At 43.0% G+C, this 12,941-nt stretch carries 12 protein-coding genes; 7 read left to right on the top strand and 5 right to left on the bottom strand.

Annotated features, from left to right (window positions below):
• Nucleotides 1–82: 82 nt before the first annotated feature.
• The gene (locus ABTQ23_RS05665; protein WP_408614690.1) at nt 83–1,735 is read right to left on the bottom strand and encodes a DEAD/DEAH box helicase; all 1,653 of its coding nucleotides are present in this window, start codon (nt 1,733–1,735) and stop codon (nt 83–85) included.
• A 107-nt stretch (nt 1,736–1,842) separates the two neighbouring features.
• Nucleotides 1,843–2,190 (bottom strand): Grx4 family monothiol glutaredoxin, encoded by a 348-nt coding sequence (locus ABTQ23_RS05670; protein ID WP_408614691.1) that lies wholly within the window; start codon nt 2,188–2,190, stop codon nt 1,843–1,845.
• A gap of 324 nt (nt 2,191–2,514) precedes the next feature.
• Here ABTQ23_RS05670 and ABTQ23_RS05675 point away from each other — a divergent pair, with 324 nt between their 5' ends.
• The gene (locus ABTQ23_RS05675) at nt 2,515–3,093 is read left to right on the top strand and encodes a superoxide dismutase (RefSeq protein WP_408614692.1); all 579 of its coding nucleotides are present in this window, start codon (nt 2,515–2,517) and stop codon (nt 3,091–3,093) included.
• A 73-nt stretch (nt 3,094–3,166) separates the two neighbouring features.
• Here the strand turns inward: ABTQ23_RS05675 and ABTQ23_RS05680 are convergent, their stop codons facing one another.
• From ABTQ23_RS05680 to ABTQ23_RS05690, 3 genes are all read right to left on the bottom strand, one after another.
• On the bottom strand, nt 3,167–3,478 hold the full coding sequence (locus ABTQ23_RS05680; protein ID WP_408614693.1) for an Rdx family protein: 312 nt from the start codon (nt 3,476–3,478) through the stop codon (nt 3,167–3,169).
• Nucleotides 3,475–7,356 (bottom strand): ATP-dependent RNA helicase HrpA, encoded by a 3,882-nt coding sequence (gene hrpA / locus ABTQ23_RS05685; protein ID WP_408614694.1) that lies wholly within the window; start codon nt 7,354–7,356, stop codon nt 3,475–3,477. The genes ABTQ23_RS05680 and hrpA overlap by 4 nt, the downstream gene beginning before the upstream one ends.
• A 76-nt stretch (nt 7,357–7,432) precedes the next feature.
• Entirely contained in the window at nt 7,433–7,834 is a 402-nt protein-coding gene (locus ABTQ23_RS05690) for a CBS domain-containing protein (RefSeq protein WP_408614695.1), read from the bottom strand.
• 362 nt (nt 7,835–8,196) lie between these two features.
• Here ABTQ23_RS05690 and sbcB point away from each other — a divergent pair, with 362 nt between their 5' ends.
• The 6 genes from sbcB to ABTQ23_RS05720 all read left to right on the top strand — a co-directional run bounded on the left by sbcB (nt 8,197) and on the right by ABTQ23_RS05720 (nt 12,940).
• Nucleotides 8,197–9,603 carry an exodeoxyribonuclease I gene (sbcB, locus tag ABTQ23_RS05695; protein ID WP_408614696.1) on the top strand — a complete coding sequence of 469 codons (1,407 nt, stop codon included), beginning with the start codon at nt 8,197–8,199 and terminating at the stop codon, nt 9,601–9,603.
• Nucleotides 9,604–9,744: 141 nt separating this feature from the next.
• The gene (locus ABTQ23_RS05700; protein WP_408614697.1) at nt 9,745–10,095 is read left to right on the top strand and encodes a CidA/LrgA family protein; all 351 of its coding nucleotides are present in this window, start codon (nt 9,745–9,747) and stop codon (nt 10,093–10,095) included.
• Nucleotides 10,092–10,781 carry an LrgB family protein gene (locus ABTQ23_RS05705; protein ID WP_408614698.1) on the top strand — a complete coding sequence of 230 codons (690 nt, stop codon included), beginning with the start codon at nt 10,092–10,094 and terminating at the stop codon, nt 10,779–10,781. The genes ABTQ23_RS05700 and ABTQ23_RS05705 overlap by 4 nt, the downstream gene beginning before the upstream one ends.
• 5 nt (nt 10,782–10,786) lie before the next feature.
• On the top strand, nt 10,787–11,644 hold the full coding sequence (gene cdd / locus ABTQ23_RS05710; RefSeq protein ID WP_408614699.1) for a cytidine deaminase: 858 nt from the start codon (nt 10,787–10,789) through the stop codon (nt 11,642–11,644).
• Nucleotides 11,645–11,869: 225 nt separating this feature from the next.
• A complete protein-coding gene (locus tag ABTQ23_RS05715; protein ID WP_408614700.1) occupies nt 11,870–12,079 on the top strand; it encodes a DUF1656 domain-containing protein in 210 nt (69 codons plus the stop codon).
• Nucleotides 12,080–12,940, top strand: coding sequence for an efflux RND transporter periplasmic adaptor subunit (locus ABTQ23_RS05720; protein WP_408614701.1), 861 nt, complete (start codon nt 12,080–12,082; stop codon nt 12,938–12,940).
• Nucleotide 12,941 lies beyond the last annotated feature (1 nt).

Here is a 12,941-nt window from a genome sequence, read left to right on the forward strand (position 1 = left end):
GAAAATGATTAGGTCGCTAGCTTAGCAAAGTCCATAAAAAAAGGCAGCCGAAGCTGCCTTTAAACCGAACTACAAATGATGACTATACGCGACGAATTCGCAATTTACGTTGTTTCACATACGCTTTGCCCAGGTCACGGAAGACCGTATCAGGCATGCCTTTTGGCAATTCAACTGTACTGTGATCATCAAACAACTCAATGCGGCCAATAAATTGGCTTTCAATGTTTGCTTCGTTAGCGATGGCACCGACAATATGTTTTGGCTGTGCACCATGATTGCGACCGACTTCCAGACGGAAACGTTCCATCGGCACATCAGCAGTTGGCTGACGGCGACGACTATTATGTCCCTGACTCTGCTGATTACCAGCACTCGGTTTGCGAACACGTGCTTTATCAGCATGAGCTCGTTTAGGCGGCTCAACCACTTTAAGTGGTCGATTGCCCTGTGCAACCATCAGTAATTGAGCGGCTAAATCTTCAAGTGAAGTTTGCTCATCCCCAATCAACTCATCAACTAATTTGCGATAATCCGCAAAGTCTTTTCTTTCTGCTTGTTTAGCCAGTTTTGTTTTAAACTGCTCTAAACGATGTTTTTCAAGCTCTTCGGCACTTGGTAAATCGATTTGATCAACTTTTTGCCGGGTTGCTCTTTCAATGGTATGTAACATGCGTCGTTCACGACGCGCTACAAACAAAACAGCTTCGCCTGAACGACCAGCACGACCAGTACGGCCGATACGGTGAACATACGCTTCACTGTCAAATGGAATATCATAGTTTACTACTAAACCAATCCGCTCAACATCAAGCCCACGGGCAGCAACATCGGTAGCAACAACAACATCAATTGTACCGTCTTTTAATTGCTCAACTGCCCTTTCACGTAAATTTTGGCTCATATCACCATTTAATGCTTGTGAGCGGAATCCACGTGACTCCATTGCACTGGCCAATTCAACAGTCGCCTGTTTGGTGCGTGCAAATACAATAGTTGCGTTATCCTGCATTTCCAGAATACGCGCTAAAGCTTCCTGTTTGCTGTAATGCTCTACTAACCAATACCCTTGTTTGATATTAGAGACCGTTGCAGTTTTCGCTGCAATTTTAATCTCTTTTGGATCATTCATATATTGGCGAGTTAGCTTTTTAATTGCCTGAGGCATAGTTGCCGAAAACAGAGCTGTTTGACGCGTTTTCGGCGTCTGAGCCATGATTTTTTCGACATCATCGATAAAGCCCATGCGTAACATCTCATCAGCTTCATCTAACACCAGTGCGTTAAGGTTCTCTAATTTAAGAGAACCACGCTCAATATGATCGATTACTCGCCCAGGAGTACCGACAATAATTTGAGCACCACGACGCAAACCACGTAATTGATGACCATAATCCTGACCGCCATACAGCGCCAGAATTTTAATCTGTTTTAGTCCTTTGGCATATGTTTCGATTGACTCGGCAACTTGGCCGGCCAATTCACGCGTTGGAGCTAATACCATCAACTGTGGATGTTTCTGCTCAGCATCAACACGAGCCAATAAAGGAAGAGAGAATGCGGCAGTCTTTCCGGTTCCTGTCTGGGCCATACCAAGTACGTCATGACCTTCTAGTAATAACGGAATAGTCTGCGCCTGAATTGGCGATGGCTCAGTATAACCTAGTTCGGCAACTGCCCTTTGGATCTCTGATGGAAGTGAAAATTGAGCAAAGCCTGAACTTTTGTCAGTCATACTTATACAACACCCTTGATTGTTTAAAAGGGGGGCACTATACGCGCTTTTATTACAAATGTCTCCCGATATTTACTATAAACATAAAAACATCGGGAGAACATAAATTATTCGTCTGCGACAGTGTCATCAGCCGGGTGATTTGCCGCAGCTTGCTTGATTAACGGTTGCAATTCGCCTTCGCGGAACATTTCCATAATGATGTCACAGCCACCGACAAGCTCACCTTCAACCCATAACTGTGGGAAGGTTGGCCAGTTAGCATATTTTGGCAATTCAGCGCGAATATCTGGGTTTTGCAAAATATCAACGTAGGCAAAACGTTCACCGCATTGCATTAAAGCTTGCACAGCCTGTGCAGAGAAGCCACAACTTGGAAATTTAGGCGAACCTTTCATGTACAGCAAAATATGATTTTCACTAATTTGCTGTTTAATTCTGTCAACAGTTTCCATTTATTTTCTCTCTTATTCGTTGCGAGCCATAAGTTACTGACTACGACTTAAAATTAATTGGGTATCTTTGCCTTGAAATTAACAAACATTGCACCCATGTTTTCTGGAGACTCAACGTCACCTATAATGAGACAATATTAACAAAAGTTACACGATGTTTCACCCTTGATCAGAATCAATGATTTTTTGTTAAATCTGTTGTAGGTCATCGCGATTTGTTGTTAAACTGAAACGCGAAATTAATCCAAATAACAATATAAGTTATTCATATTCACCTAGTTTGTGCCCGTGAATATCAATGACTTGTCAATCATGGAGATCACTATGGCTTTCGAATTACCTGCACTGCCGTATGCGAAAAACGCATTAGAACCACATATTTCTGCAGAAACACTAGAATATCACCACGGTAAACACCACCAGACCTATGTTACTAAACTGAACGGTTTGGTAGAAGGTACTGAGTTTGAAGGCAAATCTCTAGAAGAGATCGTAACCAGTTCAACTGGCGGTATCTTTAATAACGCAGCTCAGCACTGGAACCACTCTTTCTACTGGAACTGCCTGTCACCTAAAGGCGGCCAACCATCTGGTGCATTAGCTGATGCAATCAACGCTGAATTCGGCTCTTTCGACGCATTTAAAGAACAGTTCAACACTAGCGCTGCTGGTAACTTTGGTTCTGGTTGGACTTGGCTGGTTAAAGCTAAAGATGGCAAACTGGCGATTGTAAACACCAGCAATGCAGCTAACCCAATGACTGACGGTGCAACACCACTGTTAACTTGTGATGTTTGGGAACACGCTTATTACATCGATTACCGCAATTCTCGCCCTAACTACTTGAAAGGTTTCTGGGAATTGGTTAACTGGGATTTTGTTGGCGAAAACTTCGCTAAATAAGATATCTCTCAGAATGTTAAAGCCGCTATTATATAGCGGCTTTTTTATTGCTTGTTTTACCCAATGCTCACAATTATTCACTTTTCGCGGATTTACTATCGCTGTGGCCTAAATCGCGCTCTGGGTCAATGATATCGCGAACTCGCTGCTTAATTTCTTTGGCCTCGGGGAAACGCCCCTGCTCTTTGCGGCTCCAAATTAGCTGTTCATCCACATAGATATCGAAGCCACCTTTGAGCCCGGGACACAGTGCGACTTCAGCTAAGTCATCATCAAATGTAAACAAAAGTTCCTGCGCAAGCCATGAGGCACGCAAAACCCAGCGACATAAATTGCAGTAATGAATCGCGACTCGGGGTTTAGTTTGAATATCTTGACTCATCATAACTCCTTAGTAATTTGCTCAACACGCTGACAAACTCGCTTAGCTGATATGGGGATCGCCGTACCAAGTTGCTGAGCAAATAGACTCACTCGTAGCTCTTCAATCATCCAATGGATTTCACTGAGTATCTGCTCTTTTTCTGGATGATGAAGAAGTTTACTTGCAAGCCCCTGATAGGCATCAATTGCTGGCTTAAGTTGGATCATTGCCAAACGGTCTTTATTTGGATCGATTGGCAATTTTTCTAGGCGACGCTCAACCGCTTTCAAATAGCGCTGCAAATCAGCCATTTTACGCTCACCACTTTGGCAAACAAAGCCTCGATACACCAACGATTCAAGTTGTGATTTGATATCGTTGTAAGCCAGAACTTGATCCAGAGCGACTTTGCCCTTCATCTTTTTCGTAATGGCATAATGAGCCGAAAGCACTTTTTCAACTTCAGCGGCAATCTCTAATGTTGTATCTGCAAGTTCTGCTCTAACTCTTTCTTTGGCAGCAAAAAAATCTTGCTCAGAGCGAATCGAATCAGGTTCGACCAGTTTATCTACCGCAGCGCTAATGCAGTCGTCTAATAGATTTTCTATTTTACCAAACGGGTTAAAATACAATCCAAGTTTGGTTTTATTGGGTAACTTTTGCTGCAGATATTTAATGGGTGATGGCACATTCAGTAGCAATAATCGACGAACGCCCGCGCGATGATTCTGCAGGGCTCTTTCAGGGCGATCAAACATCTGAATATCAACGTGATCTTTTTGATCAACTAATGCGGGATAACTCTTAATCTTCAAGCCACCGAGTTCAGAGGTCACCTCTTTGGGTAGCGTTTTAGAAGGCCAATCTGTGAGACTTTTTTCTTCTAAATCAACTTGTTTGGCTCTTTGATTCAACTGCTTGGTTACTTGAGACTTAAGCTTCACTTTCAACTCGCTTAAATCCCGTCCTTGCTCTATAAGTTTGCCATTATCAGTAATTTTAAAATTCATTCTAAGATGAGCTGGTAGCTGACTTAAATCCCAACTATCAGGCTCCATTCGAACGCCAGTCATCCGTAGCAGTTGATGCGCTAAGGCTTTATGAAGTGGCTCATCGGTCATACTCGGCAATGCTTCAAGCGCAGCTTTGGCATAGTTGGGCGCTGGCACAAAATTACGCCGAAGTGTTTTTGGTAAAGATTTGATCATGGCTATTACCAACTCTTCGCGAAATGCCGGGATCTGCCAATCAAACCCTTTATCATCAACCTGATTAAGCATTGCCAGTGGAATGGTAACCGAAACGCCATCATCCACATGCCCAGGTTCAAATACATAACTTAGAGGTAAACTTAACGCCCCTTGTTGCCACGTATCTGGATATTGTTTTTGTGTGACTTGCTCTGCGTCGTGACGCATCAACATTTGTTTTTCAAAATCCAGCAGATGTGGATCTTTTTGACTTACTTTCTTCCACCAGCGGTTAAAATGACGAATTGAAACAATATCATCAGGCAATCTAGCCGCATAAAACTGATATAAGTCCTCATCGTCAACACGGACGTCCCGACGCCGACTTTTGTGCTCAAGCTCTTCAACTTCATCAAGTAGCGATTGATTTGCTTTTAGAAAATCCGGTTGCTGACGCCACTGCCCTTCAACTAAGGCGCCGCGAATGAAGATTTCACGAGATAGACGCTGATCAACTTGACCATACTGAGACAAGCGGCGCACGACAATTGGCACCCCAAATAAGGTTTTGCTCTGATAGGCTAATACGGCACCTTGTTTAGCGGACCAATGCGGCTCACTATAACTGACTTTCACTAAATGCTCACCAAGCTCTTCTAACCACTGCGGTTTAATCGTTGCTACATCGCGAGCAAACAACCGTGATGTTTCAACAAGTTCGGCGCTGACTATCCATTTAGGTGGCTTTTTCGCCAAAGCTGAACCTGGGAAAATAACAAATCGGGTATTACGCGCACCTAAGAACTCACGCTCTTTATCTCTAAAGCCTATCTGGCTGAGCAAACCACAAGTCATCGCCTGATGAATGTTGTCATAATCGGCTCGCTGCTGATTCACTTTCAGCCCTAATTCCGCGGCGACTTGCCGTAGCTGCTGGTAAATATCTTGCCACTCGCGAATGCGCAAATACGCTAAAAACTCTTTGCGACAGAGTTTGCGAAATTGGTTGTTAGTCAGATCTCGGATTTGCTCTCTAAGATAATCCCAAAGATTCAGATAACTGACAAAATCAGAGCTTTTATCAGCGAAACGTTGATGTTGCTGGTCAGCCGCTTGTTGGGCATCAAGCGGACGCTCGCGTGGGTCTTGTATAGACATAGCGGCACAAATCACCATCACTTCTCGAACGCAACCAAATTGACCACCAGCAATGACCATGCGCGCCATACGCGGATCAACTGGTAAACGTGCTAACTGTTGGCCCATTGACGTTAAAGACACCCGAGCATTATGACCACGCTGAGCTTTGACCGCGCCAAGCTCTTCTAAGAGGTTAATCCCATCATTGATACTGCGCTGCTCTGGTGGATCAATAAAAGGAAAGCTTTGAATGTCGCCAAGACGCAATGCAGCCATTTGCAAAATAACGGACGCTAAGTTAGTTCGGCGAATTTCAGGGTCAGTAAATTCAGGACGAGAGTTAAAATCTTCTTCACTATATAAGCGAATACAAATACCGTCACTGACACGACCACAACGCCCTTTACGTTGATTGGCACTGGCCTGTGAAATAGCCTCAATTGGCAACCGTTGTACTTTAGCGCGAGCACTATAACGGCTAATACGAGCCGTTCCTGGGTCAATCACATAACGAATACCCGGTACGGTCAAACTGGTTTCGGCAACGTTTGTTGCCAGCACAATACGCCGACCCGTATGTGGGGCAAAAATCTTATTTTGCTCAGCATTAGATAAACGCGCATAAAGTGGTAGCACTTCAGTATGTGGCAATTGCCGTCTTCTGAGCCAATCGGCCGTATCCCGAATTTCGCGCTCACCATTCATGAAAATAAGAATGTCACCACGTTTTTCGCGGTACAGCTCATCGACAGCATCATCAATCGCATCGATGAGATCTCTATCTTTACCACCATTGTTTACAGCTCGATAGCGCGTCTCAACAGGGTAAGTTCGCCCTTCGACTAACAACATTGGCGCATCATTGAAATGTTTGGAGAAACGCTCTGGGTCAATGGTTGCCGAGGTAATAATAACTTTTAAATCACGTCTTATAGCGAGGATATGTTTAAGATAGCCAAGGATAAAATCGATATTAAGGCTACGTTCATGCGCTTCGTCGATAATCAGCACTTCGTACTGACTTAAAAATCGATCGCTTTGCAGCTCCGCCAACAAAACCCCATCGGTCATTAATTTTACGAGTGTTTGCTCGCCGACTTGGTCGCTAAAACGGATTTTATAACCAACCTGCTCGCCTTGTTGGACTTTCATCTCATCGCAAAGCCTGGCACAAACGCTACGAGCGGCTAATCGCCGTGGCTGCGTATGGCCAATTAAGCCGCGCTGACCAAGCCCTAGCTCTAAGCAAATCTTGGGTAATTGGGTCGTTTTACCAGAACCGGTCTCACCAGCAACGATCACCACTTGATGGTTTGCGATAGCTTGCGCAATATCGTCTTTAGCACTAACGACGGGTAGCTCAGGTGGATATTCGAGTTCAGGGAAATGGGCGCGTCGCTCTTGCACCTTTGCTTTGGATGCTTCAATTTGCGCAGCTATTTTTTCCAGCGCAGTAACGGATGTAGATTGATTTTGGCGTGCTCTATTGAGCGCCTGAAAAAACCGGTGTCGGTCTTTACATAAGACTTCTGATAATTGATTTTGAAGCTGAGCAATTGACGGTTGCAAGTTCGCACCTCCCTAAGTTAGGCGCAAATGCTACCAATTCTCTACCATTAAACCAACTAGCTATGCATTGTTTAGACTACTTTTTATGAGTAAAACAACTGTCTAATTGAGCTGAAATGGCTTTGAGGACTTCCCGTCTGGTAATAATGCCGAGTAATTTGCCTTGCTCTACAACTGGGTACATTTTCGGTTTTTGACCCGTAATCATCTGCGCAAGTTCAACAATACTCATCTGCGGATCGACGGTGAGCACATCTTCTCGCATCACATCATCAACTAAAGAGACGGACTCACAGTGATAGGTGTCATCAAGCAGGCGACGTACGCAGTCTTGTTCAGATATCCAGCCAACGACATGCAACTGCTCATCACACACCGGCCCGCCAATCTGGTTATGTCGCATGAGTTCATGAACAACCTCAGTGAGAGGTTGATGAGGATGAAAAATAACCGGTTGGGGCAACATATAATCACGCACAAGTATAGATTCCATCATCATGCTCCAATTCAACGTACGTTAAAGTTAGTTTAGTTGGGGTTATAAAAAATGCCTAATATTGTCATCTTTAAAGACGTTTTTATCGTTTAGATAGCAATTTCAAATGAAAAATCTGCATAATGGGGAAAATTCCCTGTGCTTTCATTGACTCCTCAAGAAAATCTCTTACTATAAATAAGCGTTTAGTTACCTTTTTTGCTGTGCTTACAGCTGCTACGCTAAGTAATACCCGCTGCAGTTCTCCCAATTGCAGCGGGCTTTTTGCTTTTAGGGCAATAGGTGCTCAATCAACACAGTTCTGTTAGCATACAACTTTGACTTTTCTCTGCTGGCTACTGTTCATGACTGATACTTTTTTGTTCCATGACTATGAAACATTTGGAACTTCTCCGGCCTTCGATCGCCCTGCTCAATTTGCTGCCATTCGTACCGATAGTGATTTAAATCCGATTGGCGAGCCTATCGTGCTTTATTCGCAAATTGCCAATGATTATGTTCCCGACCCTCAAGCATGCCTCATCACCGCAATTACGCCTCAAATAACCGCGCAGAAGGGAATCTGTGAAGATCAGTTCATTGCCCAAATAAATGCCCATTTTAGCCAGCCACAAACCTGCGGCGTTGGCTATAACAGTATTCGTTTTGATGATGAAGTCACCCGTTATACGCTCTATCGAAATTTTTATGACCCATATTCAAGAGAGTGGCAAAATGGCAACTCACGTTGGGATTTAATTGATGTGACTCGCGCTTTTTATGCGCTACGTCCGCAAGGTATAAATTGGCCAACTGACGAACAAGGATTGCCCTCATTTCGACTAGAAAAACTCACTGCAGCTAACGGCGTTTCCCACGAGAACGCTCATGATGCTCTTAGCGATGTTGAAGCGACCATTGCCCTTGCCAAGCTATTAAAGCAAGCGCAGCCCAAGCTATTTGACTTTGCTCTCTCACTTAGAGATAAACGCCGAGTTGCAACCTTTATGGATTTTGTCAATCACAAGCCTTTGGTGCACGTCTCAGGCATGTTTGGGGCAAAACAAGGCTGCGTCTCATGGGTGTTACCGCTCGCTTGGCATCCAATTAATAAAAATGCCGTGATAGCCATCGATCTTAATAAAGATGTATCGCCGTTGTTAACTCTTAGTGCTGAAGAGATAAAAGAGCGCCTTTATACACCCAAAGCTGATTTAACCGATGAGCAATTACCTATCCCTGTCAAATTAATACATATTAATAAATGCCCGTTTGTCGCCCCGGCTGGCGCGCTTAGCGCAGCAAGAGCCGATGAACTAGGACTTGATAGAAAACAGTGTCGAGTCAGTTTAGAGCAATTAAAAAATGCGCAGCAAGTGCGCGATAAATTAGTGGAAATTTTCAGCCAAGAACGCTCTTTTGATAACGATCAAGACGTAGATGGCGCTCTTTACAGCGGTTTTATTGGTAAAGGTGATAAAGCCTTAATGGAGATGCTTCATAGCAGTGATCCAGCGGCAATCAGCAAAGAAGCTTTTGTATTTGAAGACAAGCGACTCAATCAGCTATTACTGCGATACAAAGCACGCAATTACCCCTATGCGCTAACCGATGCCGAGCAACAACAATGGATGGCTTATCGGCAAAATGCTCTACCACCACAAATTGAAAAACGACTGCTCGATATTGAAACATTAGCGCAAGTTCATCAACATGAACCGACTAAATTAAACATTCTAAAAGCGGTTTATCACTACATCGAAAATCTATAATGATCGGGATCATTATAGATTTGAAATTTTTTAAAATGTGACCCCTGATATAGACAAAAAGGGCATGCGCTATTGACTTATTACAGCTATAATGCAGCCCTATTTAATTGCATTCACTCAACTTAATTTAGACCTAACCTCATGTGGCTCATTCGCTTAGTTCGTGACCTTCTAATCATCTATGGATGTTTGATGGTCGGTCGCGGTATTGCACTGTTATTACCCTTTGAATTTCCTGCCAGTATTATTGGCTTGATTGTTCTGTTTATTCTGCTTTCGTTACGTATTATTCCAGCTCGTTGGGTTGAATTTGGCGCCGAAAAGATTCTTTCTGTTATTGCCCTATTTTTCATCCCACCAGGGGTTTCTGTTATCCAAGATATGGCTGACATTCGCCTGTTTGGATGGCAATTAGTGCTAGCAATGGCTATTGCTTGGCTATCCATGGCCTTAACTATTGTTTATCTTTTCCAATGGATGGAAAAAAAATGAGCCTATTATTTTTACCGCTGACACTAATTATTTATTACGCAGCTGTTCGGTTATACAAACGCTTCCCTCACCCGCTGCTTGCTCCTTTTCTGATTAGCCTCATTATTATTATCGCTATTTTGCTGATTACGGGAATTGGCTACTCAAGTTATCAAAAGGGCACTAAAGCGCTGACGTTTTTCCTAGACCCGGGGATCGTTGCGTTAGCTTACCCACTGTTTACATCGCTCAGTGAAGTCCGTCGCCAATTTATCCCTATTATTACCAGTGTGGTCGTCGGCGCTGTCGTTGGGATTATCGTCAGTATTAGTGTGTTATATCTACTCGGTGGAAATGCACAAATGTTGGCAACCATCGCACCGCGCGCAGTAACCACACCAATTGCAATGGAAGTTTCTCGAATGATTGCAGGTAAGCCAGGTTTGACGGCAAGTTTGGTTATTATTGCCGGGTTATTTGGCTCCGTTGGTGGTTTTAGCTTATTCAAACTGTTAAAAGTTCGCTCAGAAGCTGCGATGGGAATGGCGCTAGGCAGTGCCAGCCATGCTTTGGGTACAGCAAAAGCTGCTGAAATAAACCCAAAAATTGCAGCATTTAGTTCAATCGCTCTAATTTTAAGTGCGATCACTACCGCTTTACTCGCCCCTGTGATTCAATGGTTTATCCATTTATTGACACAGAGCTAAGCAAAATGACCAATCGTTCTCTTGATGCAATTGAACTGCCTTTAAAATTGAAACAAGCTTGGTTAGAAATTATTGGTAAATCAAGTGTCTCGCGGCTAAATAAGCAACAGGTATCAGCACTTAAAGATGCCCTTTGTGTCGATGAACTTGAACTAGCGCAGCAACTACTTCCCATGGCAAGTTCATTTGCCATTACGCCAATATCGGGATTCAATGTTGGCGCAATTTTAATTGATGCCAATGGGCAGATTTTTATGGGCGCAAATTATGAGATGCGCCAGTTACCGCTATCGGTCACTCTTCATGCGGAACAAGCTGCATTTTTTAATGCACTGAACCATGGCTGCGCACCATTAGTTCAGCTCGTCGTCAACGCAGCACCATGTGGCCACTGCCGACAATTTATTCGTGAATATCCACATTGCTTTAATTTAAAAGTTTTTTTCGATGGGCAAAACTTTACATTTGAGCAATTGCTGCCCCATTCATTTGGCCCCGATGACCTTCATGTTGATGTCTTGCTTGAATCTCAAAATGAAGCGTTTAGCAATATCCAAGATCTAGCGCAAAAAAGTTATAGTCCGTACAGTGGTTGTAAAACTGGATTAGTGGCTTATCAAGGCCAAAATGTTATCGCGAGCAGTTGGTATGTTGAGAATGCTGCGTTTAACCCTTCAGCATCACCCTTGAGCTTATTATTATCGCAAGTTGCGCTCAATGGTTACTCATTTGAAGATTTAACCGCGATTCAAGTATGGATTAATCAATCTTCAATCAACTTTAAAAAGCAAATCGATAATTTCTTAAGTTTGCACCCGCAAATCCATCTTATGGAAATTTCTAGTTTAGGAGAAGATTGCTAATCCTCTTGTTAAATTATGTAATTTAGTTGGTTATCGTATAAAAAAAGCAAGTTCAGTTACAATTATTGCTAAATGGGATGTATTATACAAATATGTATGATACACTAATAGGCAGCTGGGAAATCTTATCTCTGTCCCATCCTTGGCTTAATTGCTAGTTTAAATCTATTATTGAGTTAATCCTAGCGGCGATACGTCCAAACAAACAACGACAAATATTACCTTATGTATCAAAACATTGTTTTTTGTGGGCTTCTGTTTAGCCCATTGGTTATTTTTTTACCTGTGGCATTTGCCTTGACGGCTTTGACCCGTTTTATCTTGTTCCGGCTCAATCTACATCAGCGGATTTGGAAAGTAGCATGGTTCGAAGTATCCCTATTCGTTTGTTATCTGGCACTTATTGTATTTTTATCTCATGGAGCAACTAATTAAATGGCGAAGTCTCTACGTATCTCTATTACTGTTTTTTTTGTAGCTGTTGCAATCGCGGCCGGCTGGTGGATATGGAATGACTATATGTATTCGCCATGGACCCGTGATGGGCGCGTACGCGCTGATATCATCACCGTTGCTCCTGATGTATCAGGCTGGGTGACTAAATTAGATATTGCAAACGATCAAAGAGTAAGCAAAAACCAACCTTTGTTTAGCGTCGACAATAAACGTTATTTAGCTGCTGTAGCCCAAGCCAAAGCAACCATGGAAAATAAACAATATTCTTGGGAGCTAGCCAAACATAAATATGAACGCCGCAAAGAACTAACCGATAAAAAAGCAATTAGTGAAGAAGATTTAGAAACCTCGCGAATTAATACCGAGGTTGCTAAAGCAAACTTCGATCTGGCTAAAGCCGAGCTTGATACAGCTCAACTTAACTTAGACAGAACACAAGTCATCGCCCCTGAAGCCGGTGATATTGTAAATTTATCGTTGCATCAAGGTAATTATGTTAAGCAAGGCAGCGCAGTCTTAGCTATTGTCAAAGATCACTCATTTTATGTGACTGGCTATTTTGAAGAAACCAAAGTTCCCCTTATCCATGTAGGTCAAAAAGCAACGATTACGTTGATGAGTGGCGGCAAGCCATTTACTGGACATGTAGAAAGTATCGGAAGAGCGATTTCTAATTCCAATACCAGTGGCGATAGTCAGTTATTACCCCAAATCAACCAGACCTTTAACTGGGTTCGATTAGCGCAACGTATACCTGTTGATATCAAACTTGATCCACTTCCAAAAGATGTTCATTTAAGTGCGGGGATGACCGTCTCAATCGAACTTAAACAGAAGTAGG

Origin of the sequence: Celerinatantimonas sediminis (assembly GCF_046054195.1) — a bacterium.
In the GTDB taxonomy this organism is placed as follows: domain Bacteria; phylum Pseudomonadota; class Gammaproteobacteria; order Enterobacterales; family Celerinatantimonadaceae; genus Celerinatantimonas.

Bases quoted from the DNA above. Each gene is read 5' to 3' on its own strand.
- ABTQ23_RS05675 (WP_408614692.1), top strand. From the start codon at position 2,515: ATGGCTTTCGAATTACCTGCACTGCCGTATGCGAAAAACGCATTAGAA.
- ABTQ23_RS05680 (WP_408614693.1), bottom strand. From the start codon at position 3,478: ATGATGAGTCAAGATATTCAAACTAAACCCCGAGTCGCGATTCATTAC.
- ABTQ23_RS05665 (WP_408614690.1), bottom strand. From the start codon at position 1,735: ATGACTGACAAAAGTTCAGGCTTTGCTCAATTTTCACTTCCATCAGAG.
- ABTQ23_RS05720 (WP_408614701.1), top strand. From the start codon at position 12,080: ATGGCGAAGTCTCTACGTATCTCTATTACTGTTTTTTTTGTAGCTGTT.
- ABTQ23_RS05670 (WP_408614691.1), bottom strand. From the start codon at position 2,190: ATGGAAACTGTTGACAGAATTAAACAGCAAATTAGTGAAAATCATATT.
- ABTQ23_RS05705 (WP_408614698.1), top strand. From the start codon at position 10,092: ATGAGCCTATTATTTTTACCGCTGACACTAATTATTTATTACGCAGCT.
- cdd (WP_408614699.1), top strand. From the start codon at position 10,787: ATGACCAATCGTTCTCTTGATGCAATTGAACTGCCTTTAAAATTGAAA.
- ABTQ23_RS05715 (WP_408614700.1), top strand. From the start codon at position 11,870: ATGTATCAAAACATTGTTTTTTGTGGGCTTCTGTTTAGCCCATTGGTT.
- ABTQ23_RS05700 (WP_408614697.1), top strand. From the start codon at position 9,745: ATGTGGCTCATTCGCTTAGTTCGTGACCTTCTAATCATCTATGGATGT.
- sbcB (WP_408614696.1), top strand. From the start codon at position 8,197: ATGACTGATACTTTTTTGTTCCATGACTATGAAACATTTGGAACTTCT.